Below are 18,677 nucleotides of genomic sequence, written 5' to 3'. Positions count from 1 at the left end.
CGTCAAGATTCTTCGGGCGTACGAGCCCTGGCAAGGGCTTCGCGCAACTCATATATGACATTCGGTCCAGACGGGTGAGCGAGCGGACGTACGGGTGAACGACAGGTGGCTCGGTACGATTGCCCGCCGCACCGCCACCTGACACGGGGGAATCACCATGTTCGGAATTGTCAGACCCTGTACGCACCGGCTCAGCAGCGGACTGCGGACGGAGTGGATGGCGCATCTGTGCGGACTCTGCCTGGCGCTGCGCGCCGACCACGGCCAGTTCGCGCGGGTGGCCACCAACTACGACGGTCTCATCGTCTCCGTGCTGACGGAGGCTCAGTCCGAGCGCACCCCCGCCGCCCGGCGCACGGCCGGGCCCTGCCCGCTGCGCGCCATGCGGACCGCGCCGGTCGCCCGGGGCGAGGGGGCGCGGCTGGCCGCGGCCGTCTCCCTGGTGCTCGCCTCGGCGAAGGTGCGCGACCATGTCGCCGACCGGGACGGGCTGCTGGCCCGCCGCCCGGTGGCCGCCGCCGCGCGCAGGGTGGCCGGTGGCTGGGACCGGGCGGGCGCCCGGACCGGACGCGCCCTGGGCTTCGACACCGCCGTCCTGATCGACGCGGTGGACCGGCAGGCCGGTATAGAGGCGCTGGCCGGTCCGGGCACGCCGCTGCTGACGGTGACCGAGCCGACGGAGACGGCCACCGCCGCCGCGTTCGCGCACACCGCCGTACTGGCCGGCGAGCCGCGGAACGCGGCGGCGCTCGCCGAGGCCGGCCGGCTCTTCGGGCGCCTGGCCCACCTGCTGGACGCGGTGGAGGACCTGGAGGCCGACACGGTGTCGGGCGCCTGGAACCCGCTCACGGCGACCGGCACGGACCTGACCGAGGCGCGGCGGCTCGCGGACGACGCGCTGCGCGGCATCCGGCTGGCGCTGCGGGACGCGCGGTTCGTGGACGACGGGCTGCTGCACATGCTCCTGGTGCACGAGCTGCGGCAGTCGGTGGACCGGGCGTTCGGCACGACGAGCTGCTCGCACCAGGGCTACGGAGGCCAGGGCGGCGGGAACCCCTACGGCGGGAACCCCTATGGCGGGAGTCCTCACGGCGGGAATCCCTACGGCGGGAACCCGTACGGCGGCCACCCTGGCGTCCCGGGCGGATCCGGCGGCGGCCCCGGTGGCCCCGGTGGCCTGCCGCCGGGGCCCGGGGGCGGTCCCTCCAGGCCCGGGCCGCGCGGCTTCTGGGCCGGCTGCGCCGCCTTCACCGGGCTCTTCTGCACCTGCCGGATCTGCTGTGCCCGGCAGTACGAGGGCCCCTGGTCCCGCAAGAAGAGGGAGGGCTGCTGCCGTGACTGCGACGGCGGCTGCGGTCCCGGCTGCGACTGCTGCTGCCCCTGCGACGGCTGCTGACGGCCCGTCCGGGCCCGGGACGCGCTCCGGGCCGCCCGGCCGGTGTGGAAACGTGGGCGCATGAGCACTGACGCACAGCGGGACTGGCAGCACTGGCGCGACCGGCGCGCCGCGGCGGTCACGGCACCGTACGGCCCGCTCTCCCTCACCGGTACGCACTGGCTCGCCGACCACCCGGAAGGGCGAATTCCGGCCGTCCCGGGAATCTGGCGGGAGAGCGGTGACGAGGTGGTCCTCACCGCCTCGGCCGGCGACGGCATCACCGTCGACGGCCGCCCGCCGGCCGGTGAGGTCAGGCTGGCCGCCGACCACGCCCCGGCCCAGCGCTCACGCGTCGCGGCCGGTGACCGCCGGCTGGTCGTGCTGCGCCGCGAAGGGCTGTGGGCGGTGCGCGACTTCGACCCCGGCGCGGCGGCGCGGCGCGCCTTCCCGGGCATCGAGGTCGCCCCGTACGACGAGCGCTGGGTGCTCCCGGGGACCTTCCGGCCGTACGGGCGGACGCGGAGCGTCCGGGTGGTGAACGCCGACGGGCGGAAGCGCGGTCTGGGGCTGGCCGGTGAGCTCGCCCTCGTACGCGACGGCACCGAGTACACGCTGCGGGCCGCGGTCGAGGACGACGGCTCGCTGTGGGCCGTCATCGCCGACGCCACCAGCGGGAACGGCTCCTATCCCTTCCGTTTCCTGCGGCCCGCGCCACCGGCCCCCGACGGCACGGTGACCGTGGATTTCAACCGGACGCAGTTGCCGCCCCGCGCCTTCGCCGACCACTTCATCTGCCCGTTCCCGCCGCCCGGCAACACCCTTCCGTTCGCCGTCCCGGTGGGGGAGCGGAGGCTGCGGGAGCGCTGAGGGGCCCAGCGGGAGCGCGCGGCCGAAAGGTGCCCTTGCGCCGGTAGTTGACCACGCCAATACTCCCGAACAGCGCTTGTCAGGAGCACGACGTGTTCGGAATCCGGACGACCCCCCGGACCACATCCTGGCCACATCCCGGACACCGGGAGGTGGCCGGAGACGGCACCACCGCCCCTGACTGCGCCTCACGGGCCCGGCACCCCACGGCGGGCCCCCGATCCCCCCATGGAGGAACGACAAGTGAGGAACGAGCGCACCACCCCCCGCAGCGGCACGGCCAGACGATCCCGTCTGCTCGCCGTCTCCCTCGGTCTGACCGCCGCCGCCGCTTTCGCGGTCCCGGCCGCGAACGCGGACTCCCCGCAGACCTTCGGCGCCGACCGGCTCGCCGCCGCGAGCTCGGCCGTCCTCAAGGCCGACATCGCCGGTACCGCCTGGCACGTCGACCAGAAGACCGGCACCGTGGTCGTCACCGCAGACTCGACCGTGTCCCAGGCCGAGATAGCCAGGATCAAGCGGGAAGCCGGCGCCAACGCCGGTGCCCTGCGCGTCGAGCGCACCCCGGGCAAGTTCAGCAAGCTCATCTCCGGCGGTGACGCCATCTACGGCGCCAGCTCGCGCTGTTCGCTCGGCTTCAACGTCCGTGACAGCGCCGGTACCACGTACTTCCTCACCGCCGGGCACTGCACCGAGAGCGGTGGCACCTGGTACGCCAACTCGGGCCGCACCACCGTCCTGGGGCCGACCACCGGCTCCAGCTTCCCGAACAACGACTACGGCATCGTCCGGTACTCCAACACCTCCATCGACAAGGCCGGCACCGTCGGCAGCGTCGACATCACGAGCGCCGCCAACGCCACCGTGGGCATGTCCGTCACCCGCCGGGGCTCCACCACCGGCACCCACAGCGGCAGCGTCACCGGCCTCAACGCCACGGTCAACTACGGCGGCGGCGACGTCGTCTACGGGATGATCCGCACCAACGTGTGCGCCGAGCCCGGCGACAGCGGCGGCGCCCTCTACTCCGGCAACCGCGCCATCGGTCTCACCTCCGGCGGCAGCGGCAACTGCTCCTCCGGCGGAACGACCTTCTTCCAGCCCGTCACGGAGGCCCTGAGCGCCTACCGCGTCAGCGTCTACTGATCCAGACCCGCGCACGCGGCGCGCCGGCCCGCGCACGCGGCACGGAAACCGTCATGAGCCCCCGCCCGTCCCCGGGCGGGGGCTCGTGCGTGATGGGCGGGGGCGTGAAGTGAAGATCGCGTGCGCGTCCGTCGGACGACCTTGTGTTCGGCGGGGCCGCGCCGGAAGAGTGGGCTCCTCATCCCATCCTCCGTGCCAGGGCGGCCCCCACGCATGCCCCGGCACGGGCCCCCACAGGAGGTCGATGTTGCAGCACCGACGCATACGCAGGAAGCGCGCGGTATTCGCCGGCGGAGCCGTGGTGGCTCTGCTGGGTGCGGGAATCACCCTGCAGACCGCGAACGCCAGTGAGGAACCGCCGCAGCCCCCCGTGAAGGCGCTGTCGGCGACGGCGGCCGGGGACCTCGCCTCCTCGCTCGACAAGAAGCTCGGCGACGACGACGCCGGCGCCTACTACGACGCCGGGGCCCGGGCCCTGGTGGTCAACGTGGTGGACGAGGCCGCGGCCGACTCGGTGCGCGAGGCGGGCGGCCGGGCGAGAGTCGTCGAGCACTCGCTCGCCGAACTGCAGGGCGCCGGCCGGACGCTGAAGAGCCGGGCGACCATACCGGGCACGTCCTGGGCCGTCGACCCGGTGACCAACAAGGTCGTCGTCACGGCCGACAGCACGGTCGAGGGGGCGTCCTGGAAGCGCCTCAACGAAGTGGTGAAGGGGCTCGGTTCCAAGGCCGAACTGAAGCGCTCCGCCGGGGAGTTCAAGCCCTTCCTGGCCGGCGGTGACGCCATCCACACCGGCGGCGGGCGCTGTTCGCTCGGCTTCAACGTGGTCAAGGACGGGCAGCCGCACTTCCTCACCGCGGGCCACTGCGGTGACGCGGGCAGCAAGTGGTCGCAGTCCGCCGGCGGCCCGGCGGCCGGCACGATGACCGACTCGCAGTTTCCCGGCAATGACTTCGCGCTGGTCAAGTACGAGGCCGGCGCCGAGCACCCGAGCGCGGTGAACCTCTACGACGGCGGCACCCAGCAGATCGCCCGGGCGGACGACGCGACCGTCGGGATGAAGGTGACCCGCAGCGGTTCCACCACCCAGGTGCACGACGGCGAGGTCACCGGCCTGAACGCCACGGTGAACTACGGCAACGGCCAGGTCGTCGAGGGGCTCGTCCAGACCACGGTCTGCGCCGAGCCGGGCGACAGCGGCGGCGCGCTCTTCGCCGGTGACGCGGCCATCGGTCTGACCTCGGGCGGCAGTGGTGACTGCACCTCGGGCGGGGTGACCTTCTTCCAGCCGGTGACCGAGGCGCTGACCGCCTACGGCGCGCAGATCGGCTGACCCGGGAGGGCGGCCGGTCCGCGAGAGCGGTGGCGGTGGGCGGGGACCCCGCGGTGTGTGTCACGCCGGGTCCCCGCCCACCGCCTTTTCGTCGTCCGGCCGGCGCGCCGAGGACATGACCACCGTGATCGCCGTGCCGATGATCGCCCAGACGGCGAGGACCTGCATCGGCCCGGAGATCGCGTTGCCCTCGAAGTAGGCGATCGAGCGCGCCGCCCAGGTGCCCGCGCCCGGCGGCAGCGCCGGGCCGATCGCCCGCCAGAAGTCGGGCAGCATCGGGCTGGGGAAGGCGCCACCCGCGCTGGGGTTGCCCGCGATCACCACCAGCAGGACCGCCAGGCCGATCCCGACCACACCGGTGAGCGCCTGGAGCGCGAGCGTGGTCGCGCCGACCGAGAGGACGACCAGCGCGCCCAGGCCCCACAGGGCGGCCACACCGCCCGGCAGGGCGCCCAGGACCGGGCCGACGATGATCGCGCCACCGAGGCCCCCGACGACCGCGGAGAGTGCCAGGACGGCCAGCCGGATGACCGCGCGCTGGGGGTTGGCGGGCCGGGAGCCGGCGCTGATCGCCAGGATCGAGGCCAGCAGGTAACCGCCCACGCACCACCCCACCACCAGGTAGAAGGCGGACAGGCCGTCGAAGTCCTGCGGGGAGGCCGGGGCCACGTCCACGGTCCGTACCGTGCGGCGCTGCGGCGCCTCGATCCTGCTGGTGATCGTGTGCAGCGCGTTGGAGAGCACCGTCCCGCCGCCGGAGGCGACGAGCAGGGTGTCCGTGGTGCCGCGCGGGTCCACCACCAGGGCGCCGTCGATCTCCCGCTCCATGATCCGGGCCCGGGCCTCGGCCTCGTCGGCGAGCGGGCGCGGGTCGAGCGGACCGCCGGGCAGTCGGGCCAGCCGGTCGGCGGTCCGCTGGGCCTCCGGGCCGGGCGCGACCACGCCGAAGGGCACGTCCTTGGGCCGGGGGCTGTGCAGGGCGCCCACGTAGGACGCGATGAACAGCAGCTGGAGGGCGAGGACGCCGATGACCAGCAGCGCGGCCCGGGGGGTGACGGCGTTCCTCAGCTCGTCGGCGAACTTCATGCCCCCACGGTCCTGGCTGCCCCGCGTTCGCGCAGGTGGGGCAGGCCGAATGGTGGACGGGTACCCGCGCCGCACCGTTGTCGTACAGGCGTTCGAAACTTGGTCTATGGTGGAAGAGAGGGGGAGGTGAGTTCGGATCGATCCAGGAGGTGCGGGTGCCAGGGTTCACGCATCTGCGCACCGTTTCGGGCTTCTCCCCGCGGTACGGGGCCTCGCACCCGGAGCGGCTGGCCGCACGCGCGGCCGAGCGGGGCATGGACGCCGTCGCCCTGACCGACCGCGACACCCTCGCGGGAGCGGTCCGGTTCGCCAAGGCCTGCGCCGAGGAGGGCGTCCGCCCGCTGTTCGGGGTGGACCTCGCGATCGGTGAACGGCTCCGGGAGGAGGGCGGCACCACCCGTACCGAGCGCCGCCGCACCCCCGTGCGCGGCGGTGCCTTCATCGACGAGTCCGCGCCCCGCGCGCTGTTCCTGGCCCGCTCCCGGCGGGGCTGGGCAAGCCTGTGCCGGCTGGTCACGGTGGCGCACGCCGCGGGGAGCGGCGCCGGCCCCCTGCTGCCCTGGCAGGACAACCACGGCGACGACGTGACCGTCCTGCTCGGCCCCGACTCCGAGGTGGGCCGCGCGCTGGCCGCCGGCCGCCCCGACCGCGCCGCCCGGCTGCTCGCGCCCTGGCGCGAGGCGTACGGCGACGCCCTGCGCCTGGAGGTCGTCCACCACGGCCGCACCGGCACCGGCCCCGGCTCGCTGCGGCAGGCCGCCCGCACCCTGGGGCTCGCCGCCGAGCAGGGCGTGCGGGCCGTGCTGAGCAACGCCGTGCGGTACGCGGACCCGGGCCAGGGGCCGGTCGCCGACGTCCTGGACGCGGCCCGGCGCCTGATCCCCGTCGACCCCGCCAAGGGCCTGGACAGTGGCGAGCGCTGGCTCAAGGACCCGGCCGCCATGGCCCGGACGGCCGAGCGGGTGGCGGAGGCCGCGGGGCTGCGCCGCGACACCGCGCACCGGCTGCTCGCCATGACCGAGGAGGCGGCGGCCGGCTGCGCCGTGGACCCGGAGGACGACCTGGGCATCGGCACCGTGCACTTCCCCGAGCCGCAGTTGGTGGGCGCCGGCCGGCGCACCGCCGACCGGGTGCTGCGCTCGCGCTGCGCGGCCGGGATGGTGCTGCGCGGCCGTGACCGCGACCGGGCGTACTGGGAGCGGCTGGAGGACGAGCTGCGCACCGTGGAACGGCTCGGCTTCGCCTCGTACTTCCTCACCGTCGCCCAGGTCGTCGACGACGTGCGCGGCATGGGCATCCGGGTCGCCGCCCGCGGCTCGGGCGCGGGCTCCCTGATCAACCACCTCCTGGGCATCGCGCACGCCGACCCGGTGGAACAGGGCCTGCTGATGGAGCGCTTCCTGTCGGTGCGGCGGCCCGCGCTGCCCGACATCGACATCGACGTGGAGTCCGCGCGCCGCCTGGAGGTCTACCGCGCGATCCTCGGCCGCTTCGGCCCCGAGCGGGTCGCGGCCGTCGCCATGCCCGAGACCTACCGGGTGCGCCACGCGGTACGGGACGTGGGCGCCGCGCTGTCCATGGACCCCGCCGAGATCGACCGGATCGCCAAGTCCTTCCCGCACATCCGCGCCCGGGACGCCCGGGTCGCGCTGGAGGAACTGCCCGAGCTGCGGTCCCTGGCGGGCGAGAAGGAGAGGTACGGGCGGCTGTGGGAACTGGTGGAGGCGCTGGACGCGCTGCCGCGCGGTGTCGCCATGCACCCGTGCGGGGTGCTGCTCTCGGACGCCTCGCTGCTCTCCCGTACGCCGGTGGTGCCCACCAGCGGCGAGGGCTTCCCGATGTCCCAGTTCGACAAGGACGACGTGGAGGAGCTGGGGCTGCTCAAGCTCGATGTGCTCGGCGTGCGGATGCAGTCGGCGATGGCGCACGCGGTCGCCGAGATCGAGCGGGCGAGCGGCGAGGTGGTGGACCTCGACGACCCGGCCCAGGTCCGGCCCGGTGACCCCGACACCTACCGGCTCATCCGCTCCGCCGAGACCCTCGGCTGCTTCCAGATCGAGTCGCCGGGCCAGCGCGACCTGGTCGGCCGGCTCCAGCCGTCCACCTTCCACGACCTGGTCGTGGACATCTCGCTCTTCCGGCCGGGGCCGGTGGCCGCCGACATGGTGCGGCCGTTCATCGAGGCCCGGCACGGGCGCGCCCCGGTCCGCTACCCGCACCCCGATCTGGAGGAGGCGCTGCGGGAGACGTACGGAGTGGTGGTCTTCCACGAGCAGATCATCAAGATCCTCGACATCATGACCGGCTGCGGCCGGGACGAGGCCGACGCGGTGCGGCGCGGGCTGTCCGATCCCGAGTCGCGGGGGCGGATCAAGGTCTGGTTCGCCCGGCGGGCGGAGGCGCGGGGGTACGAGGCCGGAGTGATCGCCCGCACCTGGGAGATCGTCGAGGCCTTCGGCAGCTACGGCTTCTGCAAGGCGCACGCGGTGGCCTTCGCCGTGCCGACGTACCAGTCGGCGTGGCTGAAGGCGCACCACCCGGCCGCCTTCTACGCCGGGCTGCTCACCCACGACCCCGGGATGTACCCCAAGCGGCTGCTGCTGGCGGACGCGCGGCGGCGCGGGGTGCCGGTGCTGCCGCTGGACGTGAACCGGTCGGCGGTCGCCCACCGTATCGAACTGGTGTCCGGTTCACTGGGGAAGTGGGGGCTCCGGCTGGCCCTCTCGGACGTCCACGGCATCAGTGAGGAGGAGGCCGCCCGGATCGAGGCCGGCCGGCCGTACGCCTCACTGCTGGACTTCTGGGAGCGGGCCCGGCCCAGCCGGCCCGTCGCCGAACGGCTGGCCCAGGTCGGCGCGCTCGACGCGTTCGGCGCTAACCGCCGCGACCTGCTGCTGCACCTCGCCGAACTCCACCGGGGCCGGCGGGGCTCCGCCTCGTACGGGGACCAGCTCCCGCTGGCGGGCGGCAGGAAGGCGGCCCCGCTCGGGCTGCCGGACCTCACCGACACCGAACGCCTCAGCGCCGAGCTGGGCGTGCTGTCCATGGACGCCTCCCGGAACCTGATGAGCGACCACCACGCCTTCCTGGCGGAGCTCGGCGTCGTCACCGCCCAACGGCTGCGCGCCGCCCGGCACGGGCAGACCGTGCTGGTCGCGGGCTCCAAGGTGGCCACCCAGACCCCGCCGATCCGCTCCGGCCGGCGGGTCGTCTTCACCACCCTGGACGACGGCACCGGCCTGGTCGACCTCGCCTTCTTCGACGACAGCCACGAGGCGTACGCGCACACCGTGTTCCACTCCTGGCTGCTGCTGGTGCGCGGAGTGGTGCAGCGGCGCGGGCCGCGCAGCTTCAGCGTGGTCGGCTCGGCCGCGTGGAACCTCGCCGAACTGGTGGAGCTGCGGCGCGAGGGCGGCCTGGACGCGGTGGCGGCCCGGCTGGCCGAACCGGCGCCGGCCGGCGGGCGCGAGGGGGACGGCGGACGGCGGATCGTGATGCCCACCGGATACGAGATGAATCCCTGGGCGGACCTGCGCCCGGCGGGCGAAGGGACGGCGGGAACCAGGAAGTTGTGGCACCGGAGTCAAGGGAGCGCGGGATGATCCTCCAGATACGGTTCCGGCTCGAACCGGCTGCCGGAGCGGGCGGGGTCGAGACGCTGCTGCCCCCGCTGATCGGGATGCTCGGGGAGTTCACACCGGTCGTCGAGGCCTCCCCGCCCGACGCCGCGCTCGCCGATGTGGGCGGCGCCCTGCGGTACTTCGGGCGCGGCCCCGCCGAACTGGCCGCCGTGATCCGGGTCCGCGCCCTCGCCCTGTACGGCGTGGACTGCGCCATCGGCGCCGGACCCAACCCGATGCTGGCCCGGATGGCGGCGCGGGCCGCCGTACCGGGCACCACCCTGGTCGTCACCGAGCCCGAGGGCTTCCTGCGCGACCAGCCGGTCGCCGCGCTGGACGGGGTCGGCCCGGCCACCGCCCGCACCCTCTGCTCGTACGGTCTCGACTCGGTCGGCCGCCTGGCCGCCGCCCCGCTGGGGGTGCTCCAGCGGATCGTGGGCGCCCGGGCCGGACGTGAGCTGTGGGAGCGGGCACGGGGCGTCGACCGTACGGTGGTCGTCCCCAACGCCGCCTCACGGTCGGTCGCCGCCGAACGGGCCTTCCCCCGCGACGAGCTGGACCAGGACCGGCACCGGCGCGCCCTGCTCTCGCTCACCGAGGAGCTGGGCGCGCGGATGCGGGACGAGGGCCAGGTGTGCCGCTCGCTGGCGCTCACCGTGCGCTACGCCGACCGGTCGGCCACCACCAGGTCCCGCACCCTGCGCGAACCGACCGCGCACTCGGCCGCGCTCACCGCCACCGCGTACGCCCTGCACGAGGCGCTCGGGCTGCAGCGGGCCAGGGTGCGGGGCATCGGACTGCGCGCCGAGGGGCTGCTGCCCGCCGAGCGGGCCGCGCGACAGCTCGCCCTCGACCCGGCGGACGAGAAGGCGCGGCGGCTGGAGGCGGTGGCGGACCGGGCGCGGGCGAGGTTCGGGCCCGGGGCGATCGTGCCGGGATCACTCGCGGCGTAGGGGGAGCCGGCGCCCGGCCGGTCCCTACCGGCGCGCGCCTTCCCACCCACCGCCGGAGCACGTGGCGATCGCGATCCTCGACCGGATCGCCCACCACGAGGTCACCGAAGCCCTCGACCCGGCCACGGCCACCCCCAACGACCCGCGCGTCGGGGGTGGGCTGACCGGCACGCACCGGGGGCCCGTCCACCGTGGACGGGCCCCCTGGTGCCGTGGCCGCGCGGTGCCGCCCGCCCGGCACACCGCGCGGACACTTCCCCGGCGACGGGGAGCCGGCGGGTCAGCCGCCGTGGCGCCCGGCCTGAGCGGCCTTGCGGCGGCCGGCGCCGAACAGCACCGCGGCACCGACGGCCAGCACCGAGGCGCCGCCGAGGGCCAGGTACGGCGTGGTCCCCGAACCCCCGGTCTCGGCGAGACCGGCGCCGGCGGCGGCCGTCACGACGGGCGACGGGGACTGGGACATCGCCACACGGCCGGGCCCGGTGCCGGCCGGTGCCCGGTACCGGCCGGGGTGCGCACCCGCCAGGGGCGGGACGTTTTTCGGCCAGGCTCGGCCCGCCCCGCCGGGAGCGCCCGGCACCCGGCCCGGCCTGCGCGGCTGCGCGTCGCGGCCGGACGCGCCCCGGCCGTCGTACCCCGGAGCGGAAGGGCGCCGCACGGTGTCCCCTCCGGCCGGGGGCGGCCGTGACCAGGTGCGCGGGGGTGCCGCGGCCGGGTTCGGGGCTCGCCCGGTCAGCGGCACGGAAAAGCGCCCCAAAGCGCGCACCTTGGCGCGGATCGTTTCATCTCCTGAACGCTCGCCCCTAGGATCGGCGCGAATCCGTTCGAGTCTCGAAGGAAGTCAACGACATGTCTGGTCGAGTACGCACCGGTCGAGTACGTCCGATCGTCCACCTTGTCGTCTCCGGGGTGCTGGCCGCCGCCGTGGCCGGTCTCGCCGCGCCCGCCGCCGGCGCGCACACCCCCGCGCGCGCCGAGGCCTCGGCACCGGACTGCGTCGGTTACTCGGTGAGCTGGCGCTACACCCTGGTCACCAACGGCTGCGGCGACGCCCACGAGGTCACCGTCCGGTACCGTGACGGCGCCGAGGTGCCCTGCCGCGCCGTCGCCCCCGGACAGACGGTGACCTTCCCCGGCTACGGCACGCAGGGCGACGAGGTCCAGGGCCTCCGCCTCTGCGTCGCCACCGCCACCGCCACCGTCGAGCCCGCCGCCCGGCAGGCTCACCCCACCGCGCGGTAACGGCGCTCCGGGCGGCCCGTGCCGCCGCGGCGGAGGGCCACTTCGGCGCGGCCGGTCTCCGCGCAGTGCTCCGGGCGGCGGCTCGTCCGTCCCGGGCGCCCACCCGGGACGGGCGGGCCGCCTCGGCGCACTCCGCGTCCGACAGGCCCGCCGGCTCGGCCCGCCCGAGGTCCGGCTCCTGGCCAACGCCCCGGTGTGGGCGAACCGGGCGATGCGCGAGCGGCACGGCTACGAGGTCGTCGAGCGGTGCGAGGAGCGCGCCCACGACCGCGTCCACTACCGCGAGCCGGTCCGCTGAACACCCGGCAGGCGGCCCGAACGGGCAAGCGCCTCCAGGGTGTCCAGCGCCCCGCGGGCCGCCGCGGCCGCCTCCGGGTCACGGGCCGCCAGGCCGCTCGCCTCGAACTCGTCCTCGTCCAGCCGCCGGACACCCCTCCCGTCCGCCGGCACCCACAGGTCCAGGTCCAGGTCCTCCACGACCACCTCACCGGCGCCGCCGTCGACCACGGCGGGCCGGGTGATGTCGCAGTACCAGCCCTTGAGGTCGCCGTTCCCGCTCCGGACCTCCTTCACCGCGTACCAGCGGTCCCGCCAGTAGTGCTCCGTGAGGACATCGCCCGGCTCGAAGCGCACGAAGCCGAAGTCCCGCACCTCGCCGGCCGCCCACGGGGCGCGGACGGTCAGCCGGGTGCCGTCGTCGGCGACCACCTCGGCGGGGTAGCGCTTCTTCGTACGCCCCGCCTTGACGAGCACCACGTCAATCCAGCGTGCGGACATGCCGTACCTCCGTCTCGCGCGTCTCGTACCCCGACCACTCGCCGACCACCGGCCCACCGGCCCCGGCGTCGCCGGTGTACGCCTCCGTGCGGCCGTCCGCCCGGGCCCGCGGCGGCGGACCGGCCTCGGCGAACTCCGCCGGGCCCCGGCCGCGGTGGGCGCGCGGCGGCCCGGTCACACCCGACGGACAACGGCTCGCGCCGTCCGTGAGGGCGGCGGCGAAGGCCGCCACCTCACCGTCCACCGTGACGACCGTGGCCGGCCCGCGGTCGAGCGGCGGATGGTTCCAGGTGCGGTGCGGCAAGTCCGCGCGATCGCCGGGGCCGGGGCCGGTGCCGCCCGGCCCGTCCGGGGTGGTTTCCGCGCCGGCCGGTACAGCGGGCGCGGCGCGCACGATCACACTCATGTCGCGGCACGGTACGCGTGCCCGCCGCCGTGGCGCCTCCCGATTTTCCCGGGTGGGGGAGAATCGGCCCGTGACCTTGCAGATCTCCATCGACGCGGACTCCGCGACCGCCCCGTACGAGCAGGTACGGGCACAGATCTCCGCCCAGGCCCGGTCCGGCCGGCTGCCGGTGGGCCGCAAACTGCCCACCGTGCGCGGGCTCGCGCAGGAACTGGGCCTGGCCGCCAACACGGTCGCCAAGGCGTACCGGGCGCTGGAGGGCGACGGCGTGATCGAGACCCGTGGCCGGGCGGGCACGTTCGTTGCGGCCGCCGGGGACGCCGCGGAGCGCCAGGCCGCCGCGGCCGCCGCCGCGTACGCGACCGAGGTCCGGCGCCTGGGCCTGACACATGCCGAGGCCCAGGCCGCGGTGACCGACGCGCTGCGCGCCACGTACGGCGCCTGAGGCGGGCCGACCTCGCCGGTGCGGGCAGGGCGGGCAGGGCGGCCCGGTGCGGGCGGTGCGGGCGGTGCGGGCGGTGCGGGCCGGGATGTGCCCGGGTCCGGTGCCGGCTCGCGCGGCCGGTACGGCGCCCGGGGCGCGGACTCCCGGTCCGGGCGCCCTGCCGGGCCCGGCTCTACAGGTACAGCCCCGCGTCCGGGCCGTCCTTCGGCTGGCCGGGGACCGACGCGGGCGCGGTGCCGCGGCGCAGCGCGTACAGCTCCGCCAGGGTGGCGCCGTCGCGGCCCACCCCCTCCTCCCGGCCGAGCCAGCTCACCGCCTCGTTCCTGGTCAGCGGGGAGACCTCGATACGGGCCAGGCAGCGGCCCGGCCGGACCACCGCGGGGTGCAGCCGCTCCAGGTCCTCGTTGGTGGTGACCCCGACCAGGACGTTGCGGCCCTGGCCGAGCAGTCCGTCCGTCAGGTTCAGCAGCCGGGACAGTGCCTGGCCCGCCGTATGCCGGGCCTCGCCGCGGATCAGCTCGTCGCAGTCCTCCAGGAGCAGCAGACGCCAGCGGCTCCTCGCGGTGCCCTCGTCCTCGCCGATGGCGATGTCCATCAGGTACCCGACGTCGTTGAACAGCCGTTCCGGGTCCAGCACGCAGTCCACCTGGCACCAGTCGCGCCAGGACCGGGCCAGGGTGCGCAGCGCCGAGGTCTTGCCGGTGCCGGGCGGGCCGTGCAGGAGCAGCAGCCGCCCAGCGATGTCGTCCGGGGTGGTCTTCATCAGCCGGTCCATGGCGCCGGCCACCGGGGCGGTGTAGTTGGCCCGCACCTCCTCCCAGGCCCCGGCGGCGATCTGCCGTGCGGTGCGGTGCGGGCCGCGGCGCGGCGACACGTACCAGAAGCCCATGGTCACGTTCTCCGGCTGTGGCTCCGGTTCGTCCGTGGCGCCGTCCGTCGCCTGCTGGAGAACCCGCTCGGCCAGTTCGGGGCCGACCGCGGTGACGGTGACGTCGGCGCCCCGGCTCCAGCGGGAGACCAGCAGCGTCCAGCCGTCCCCCTGGGCGAGCGTGGCGCTGCGGTCCTCGTCGTGGGCGGCCCGCAGGACCGTCGCACCCGGCGGGAGAAGGGTCGCGCCGGGTTTGACGCGTTCGATGGAGCGGCTGTGCGAGAACGGCTGCTCACCCGTCGCGAAGCGCCCCAGGAACAGCGCGTCGACGACGTCGGACGGTGAATCGCTGTCATCGACGTTGAGCCTGATCGGCAGGGCGTCCTGAGGGTTGGCAGACATGCGCCCCATGATCCGGCACACCGCCGCTCCCCGCACGGTGTTCGGCCACGTACCGGAACCGGCGGGGCGCGGGCGGCCGAGCGGGCCCCGCGCGCCACCGGACCGCACGGTCACCCGCCGCAGGGCGTACGGTCCCCGCGCCCCCGGTCCCCGGTGCGGGTCCGGAACGGGCGGGGGGACCGGCGGACGCGGCGCTCCCGGCGGGTCGCCGGCGGCCGGGCGCGAGAACGAGTTCACGGGTGACTGCCCCCGTGTCCGGTGGACCGCCGCTCAGGGGGTGGTCCTGTGGTGTCCGGTGCGAAAGGCGGCTGCTCCCTCCGGCCGTACGGAAAGGATTTCCGTACGGAACGACGGAGTGGGCGAGTTGAATTCCTGGCCGTTGGCCGAACGCGGGCCAGGGCCCGACAGGGCATGCCGGTATGACGAATAGGAACAAGACGCCGGACGGGGGAACGTCGGCGTGTCGAATCCGCTCGGTGCCGGTCGTCGCCGACTTGGCCCGGCCCGGCGCGGCGGCCCCCGCCGGCGCACCTGGGTCCGGTTCCGCCCAACCGGTCCGTTCAGCAGGGGAATTGACCCATGAGGTGCCGGTTCTCCCGTCCGTGCGGCGGGTGCCCCGTGCGGACCCGCGCGGAGCCGCTCCGCCGCTGCCCTTGTCATGAACACTGCGGGCTGCTAACACATGCTCAGCAGAAAGCCTGCTAAAGGGAGGTTCCATGAAACTGTCCCGAGCCGCGGCGTTCACCAGCTCACTCCTCCTCAGCGCCGTCCTCGCCCTCACCGGGGCAGGGGCGGCGCAGGCCGACCCCACGGCCGCAGCCCTCGACTACGTGGCCCTCGGCGACTCGTACTCCTCCGGAGTGGGCGCCGGCGGCTACGACAGCGCGAGCGGATCCTGCAAACGCACCCCCCGCGCCTACCCCGCCCTGTGGGCCGCCGCGAACTCCCCCTCATCGTTCGCCTTCACCGCCTGCTCAGGCGCCCGGACCGACGATGTGACGGCCGGCCAGCTCGGCCCCCTCTCCGCCGCCACCGACCTCGTCTCCCTCACCGTGGGAGGCAACGACGCCGGGTTCGCCGACGTCATGACCACCTGTGTCCTCGAATCGGAGGCCAAGTGCCTCGCCCGCATCAACCAGGCGAAGGGGTACGTCGACACGATCCTGCCCGGCCGCCTCGACTCCGTGTACTCGGCGGTCCGCGACCGGGCGCCGTCCGCGCATGTCGTCGTCCTCGGCTACCCCCGCTTCTACAAGCTCAACGGCGCCTGCGTCTCCGGAATGACCGAGAACGAGCGCCGGGCGATCAACGACGCGGCGGACCACCTGAACGCGGCGACCGCCAAGCGCGCCGTCGACCACGGCTTCACCTTCGCCGACGTCACCCCGGCCTTCACCGGCCATGAGATCTGCTCCAGCACGCCCTGGCTGCACAGCGTCAAATGGCTCGACATCGGTGAGTCCTACCACCCCACCGCCGCCGGGCAGTCCGGTGGCTACCTGCCCGTCTTCAGGACGGCGGTGTAACCGCGCCGCTCGGTGCCGACGGCCCGTCCCTCGGGGCGTGTCCTCGCACGTGAGGAGGCAGGCCACTCAGTTCGAACGCGCCTCGACCGGGCTCCGGATCTCCAGCCGGACCCGGTCGTGGTGCGTTCCGGCCTCCGCGCCGGCCACCGCCGCGGGGGGTGGACCTCCCGCTCGTTCCGGCGGCCGGACGGCCTCGCCGGTGGTGCACTCCGCGCTCGACCCGGCCTGTTCGGCGCCTCCCGGGCCGCGTGGCGGCCCGGGGCGCGGTGAGCATCTCCACGCCGGTCCGGCGCCGCCCGGTGCGGTGGCACCGGCCCGGCGCGTCCGGCGTCTCGGCGGCGCCGGCCCGCGCGCCGGCTCCGTCACGGGCCAGGGCGGGGCCCTCCTCGGTGGCGCGTCGTGGACGGTGACCACCACCTTGCCGTGCGTGACCCGCGCCACGGCCCACGCCCGGCGCTCCAGGCGCGCGTACGGCGGGCCCTCGTCCACCGCGTCGGGGACGCCGGGCACGCACCTCCTCGACCGCGACCCCACGCCCCGGCGCCTCGTCGCGGGCCCCGCCGAACAACTCCCGTACCTCCCGCGCCGGATGGGCCGGCGGGCACTACCGACCCGCCATCGGCCCCTCGCCGCCCGGCGCACCGGTCATGGCACGTATCCTGGCCAACTCAGGCCGGAATCAGCCATATTCACGGAGTGACCGTCAACCCTCGTACCGGTGTGGTGAATCCGGTCACCGGGATACACGCGCGTGATCCGGGGACGATAGGGTTAACGTGGCCCGGGCCGGGTGCCCTCGTACGGGTGGGGAGTGACATGGAACAGATAACGGTGCGCAGCAGGCCACGTGTGCCTGCGATCACATGCGGAAGCGGTGCGACCAGCTCGCGTCTCGACCGCCATCTCGCGGTGCTGGGCGGTCCCGCCGTCCCGCAGCGCGAGGCGGCCGAGGCCACGCTGCTGATGCGCGAGCTGACGACGCGTGATGTGGCGCACACCCGCAGCAGCAGGAGCGCGCGGGTCTCGCTCTTCGCGCCGCTGCGCCGGCTGCGCCGCTCGCTCTTCGGCAACCACGGCTGAGCGGGCGGAGACGCCGCCGGGCACGGCGGGCCGGCGTGCCGTGTCACGCGCACCCGCCCCGCTCACGGCCCGCCGCCCGGCCGGCCCCGGCCGCCGGAGTCCCGGCGCGCCGGGACGCCCGGTGACCCCGTGGCGGATCGTCCCCCGGCCCTCCCGCCCCGCACCCGCATCCGGGCCCACCGCACCGGCCCCGGCGCCCACGCGCTCCGCGGCGGCCCTCACCGCCCGCCCCTGACCACTGCGGCGCGCCGGACCGGAACGCCGGAGTCCGGGTCGCCGGTGTCAGGGCGCCGCTGTGACACCTTCCCGGCGCAGTTCCGCCCGCTCCTCCGGTGACAGGCCCAGCTCCCGGAGCACCGCGTCCGTGTGCTCGCCCAGTGCCGGTACCGGACCCATCCGCGCTTCCGGGGCACCCGGCAGGGTGATGGGCGGCAGCATCGCCCGCAGCGGACCCACCGGGGTGTCCACCTCCCGCCAGCGGTCGCGGGCCGCCAGTTGCGGGTGCGCGGCCAGATCCGCCACCGTGTTGAGGCGGGCGCAGGCGACACCCGCCTCCTCCAGCCGCCCGACCGCCTCCGCCGCGCCGAGCGTGGCCAGTACTCCGGCCACCACCGCGTCGGTCGCCTCCCGGTGCGCCACCCGCGCCGTGTTCGTGGCGAACGCCGGGTCGTCAGCCAGTTCGGGACGGCCGAGCACCCGCTCGGCCAGGCGGCGCCACTCCCGGTCGTTCTGCACCGACAGCAGCACCTGGCCTCCGTCGGACGTCGGGTAGGCGTTGTACGGCGCGATGACGGCGTGCGCGACCCCCGTGCGCGCCGGGGCTCGCCCGCCGTGCATACCGTGGTGCAGCGGGTGCCCCATCCACTCGGCGAGCGACTCCAGCATGGAGATCTCCACCGGCCCGCCCCGCCCGGTGGTGGCCCGCCGCAACAGCGCCGCCAGCACCCCGGAGAAGGCGTACATCGCGGCGGCGATGTCGGCCGCCGGGACACCCGCCTTGACCGGCTGCTCCGGTGTGCCCGTCACCGACACCAGCCCGGCCTCGCACTGCACGAGCATGTCGTAGGCCCGCTTGTGCGCGTACGGGCCGCCCGCGCCGTATCCGGAGATGTCCACCGCCACCAGCCGCGGCCGCTGCGCGCACAGGGTGGCCGCGTCCAGGCCCAGCCGGGCGGCCGCGCCCTGCGCCAGGTTCTGTACGAACACGTCCGCCCCGGCGACGAGCCGCCGGACGACCGCGATGCCCCGAGGGTCCTTCAGATCGACGGCCACCGACTCCTTGCCCCGGTTGCACCACACGAAGTGGGAGGCCAGACCGGCCGCCGCGGTGTCGTAGCCGCGTGCGAAGTCCCCGCCGTCCGGGCGTTCGATCTTGATGACACGGGCGCCGAGGTCGGCGAGCTGCCGGGTGGCGAAGGGCGCGGACACGGCCTGCTCGACCGAGACGACCGTGATGCCCGCGAGGGGCAGGGGCTGAGTGCTCATGACAGCCGTACCTACCGTGTACGCACCACCCTTGTCACCCCCGCGGCGCCGCGTCCCACCGGA

The 18,677-nt window shown here is 75.2% G+C and carries 15 protein-coding genes and 2 pseudogenes; 10 read left to right on the top strand and 7 right to left on the bottom strand.

All coding sequences use genetic code 11. The features are described 5' to 3' along the window. Window positions 1-157: 157 nt before the first annotated feature. The 4 genes from AB0H53_RS09745 to AB0H53_RS09730 all read left to right on the top strand — a co-directional run bounded on the left by AB0H53_RS09745 (window position 158) and on the right by AB0H53_RS09730 (window position 4,724). Window positions 158-1,396 (top strand): DUF5685 family protein, encoded by a 1,239-nt coding sequence (locus AB0H53_RS09745; protein WP_362109359.1) that lies wholly within the window; start codon window positions 158-160, stop codon window positions 1,394-1,396. 60 nt (window positions 1,397-1,456) lie between these two features. Then, window positions 1,457-2,245 carry a DUF1684 domain-containing protein gene (locus AB0H53_RS09740; protein WP_362109357.1) on the top strand — a complete coding sequence of 263 codons (789 nt, stop codon included), beginning with the start codon at window positions 1,457-1,459 and terminating at the stop codon, window positions 2,243-2,245. Between the two features lie 243 nt (window positions 2,246-2,488). Next, entirely contained in the window at window positions 2,489-3,391 is a 903-nt protein-coding gene (locus AB0H53_RS09735; protein ID WP_362109355.1) for a S1 family peptidase, read from the top strand. A 247-nt stretch (window positions 3,392-3,638) separates the two neighbouring features. Beyond that, on the top strand, window positions 3,639-4,724 hold the full coding sequence (locus AB0H53_RS09730) for a S1 family peptidase (RefSeq protein ID WP_362109460.1): 1,086 nt from the start codon (window positions 3,639-3,641) through the stop codon (window positions 4,722-4,724). A 60-nt stretch (window positions 4,725-4,784) separates the two neighbouring features. Here AB0H53_RS09730 and AB0H53_RS09725 read toward each other — a convergent pair whose 3' ends face one another. Continuing rightward, complete coding sequence (locus AB0H53_RS09725; protein WP_362109353.1) at window positions 4,785-5,810, bottom strand: DUF3533 domain-containing protein; 1,026 nt, start codon at window positions 5,808-5,810, stop codon at window positions 4,785-4,787. Between the two features lie 155 nt (window positions 5,811-5,965). Here AB0H53_RS09725 and AB0H53_RS09720 point away from each other — a divergent pair, with 155 nt between their 5' ends. Together AB0H53_RS09720 and AB0H53_RS09715 are read left to right on the top strand one after the other, a co-directional pair. Next, window positions 5,966-9,412, top strand: coding sequence for a DNA polymerase III subunit alpha (locus AB0H53_RS09720; RefSeq protein ID WP_362109351.1), 3,447 nt, complete (start codon window positions 5,966-5,968; stop codon window positions 9,410-9,412). Beyond that, window positions 9,409-10,383: a hypothetical protein gene (locus AB0H53_RS09715; protein ID WP_362109349.1), complete on the top strand. Its 975-nt coding sequence runs from the start codon at window positions 9,409-9,411 to the stop codon at window positions 10,381-10,383. The genes AB0H53_RS09720 and AB0H53_RS09715 overlap by 4 nt, the downstream gene beginning before the upstream one ends. A 280-nt stretch (window positions 10,384-10,663) precedes the next feature. Here AB0H53_RS09715 and AB0H53_RS09710 read toward each other — a convergent pair. After that, window positions 10,664-10,798, bottom strand: a pseudogene (locus AB0H53_RS09710) (LAETG motif-containing sortase-dependent surface protein); the annotation flags it as partial. A gap of 434 nt (window positions 10,799-11,232) precedes the next feature. Between AB0H53_RS09710 and AB0H53_RS09705 the strand changes: the two are divergent. Further along, on the top strand, window positions 11,233-11,625 hold the full coding sequence (locus AB0H53_RS09705) for an alpha-amylase (protein ID WP_362109347.1): 393 nt from the start codon (window positions 11,233-11,235) through the stop codon (window positions 11,623-11,625). On the opposite strand, the pseudogene AB0H53_RS09700 reads toward AB0H53_RS09705, so the two are convergent. The 3 genes and pseudogenes from AB0H53_RS09700 to AB0H53_RS09690 form a co-directional block, all read right to left on the bottom strand. Beyond that, window positions 11,607-11,779, bottom strand: a pseudogene (locus tag AB0H53_RS09700) (two-component system response regulator); the annotation flags it as partial. The gene AB0H53_RS09705 and the pseudogene AB0H53_RS09700 overlap by 19 nt on opposite strands. Before the next feature lie 122 nt (window positions 11,780-11,901). After that, window positions 11,902-12,402: a DUF402 domain-containing protein gene (locus AB0H53_RS09695; protein WP_362109345.1), complete on the bottom strand. Its 501-nt coding sequence runs from the start codon at window positions 12,400-12,402 to the stop codon at window positions 11,902-11,904. After that, the gene (locus AB0H53_RS09690) at window positions 12,383-12,808 is read right to left on the bottom strand and encodes a hypothetical protein (RefSeq protein WP_362109343.1); all 426 of its coding nucleotides are present in this window, start codon (window positions 12,806-12,808) and stop codon (window positions 12,383-12,385) included. The genes AB0H53_RS09695 and AB0H53_RS09690 overlap by 20 nt, the downstream gene beginning before the upstream one ends. A 70-nt stretch (window positions 12,809-12,878) precedes the next feature. Between AB0H53_RS09690 and AB0H53_RS09685 the strand changes: the two genes are divergently transcribed. Continuing rightward, window positions 12,879-13,253: a GntR family transcriptional regulator gene (locus AB0H53_RS09685; RefSeq protein WP_362109341.1), complete on the top strand. Its 375-nt coding sequence runs from the start codon at window positions 12,879-12,881 to the stop codon at window positions 13,251-13,253. A gap of 172 nt (window positions 13,254-13,425) precedes the next feature. Here AB0H53_RS09685 and AB0H53_RS09680 read toward each other — a convergent pair whose 3' ends face one another. After that, window positions 13,426-14,523 (bottom strand): DUF5925 domain-containing protein, encoded by a 1,098-nt coding sequence (locus AB0H53_RS09680; protein ID WP_362109339.1) that lies wholly within the window; start codon window positions 14,521-14,523, stop codon window positions 13,426-13,428. A gap of 716 nt (window positions 14,524-15,239) precedes the next feature. Here AB0H53_RS09680 and AB0H53_RS09675 point away from each other — a divergent pair. Together AB0H53_RS09675 and AB0H53_RS09670 are read left to right on the top strand one after the other, a co-directional pair. Further along, a complete protein-coding gene (locus AB0H53_RS09675; RefSeq protein WP_362109337.1) occupies window positions 15,240-16,049 on the top strand; it encodes an SGNH/GDSL hydrolase family protein in 810 nt (269 codons plus the stop codon). 816 nt (window positions 16,050-16,865) lie between these two features. After that, complete coding sequence (locus AB0H53_RS09670; protein WP_362109335.1) at window positions 16,866-17,129, top strand: hypothetical protein; 264 nt, start codon at window positions 16,866-16,868, stop codon at window positions 17,127-17,129. A gap of 282 nt (window positions 17,130-17,411) precedes the next feature. Here the strand turns inward: AB0H53_RS09670 and AB0H53_RS09665 are convergent, their stop codons facing one another. Continuing rightward, the gene (locus AB0H53_RS09665; protein ID WP_362109333.1) at window positions 17,412-18,614 is read right to left on the bottom strand and encodes a CaiB/BaiF CoA-transferase family protein; all 1,203 of its coding nucleotides are present in this window, start codon (window positions 18,612-18,614) and stop codon (window positions 17,412-17,414) included. Between the last annotated feature and the right edge of the window lie 63 nt (window positions 18,615-18,677).

This window comes from Streptomyces sp. NPDC050856 (assembly GCF_040653855.1).
Lineage (GTDB): Bacteria > Actinomycetota > Actinomycetes > Streptomycetales > Streptomycetaceae > Streptomyces.
The sequence above is the reverse complement of the archived record's forward strand: the minus strand, read 5'-3'. Positions and strand labels throughout refer to the sequence as shown.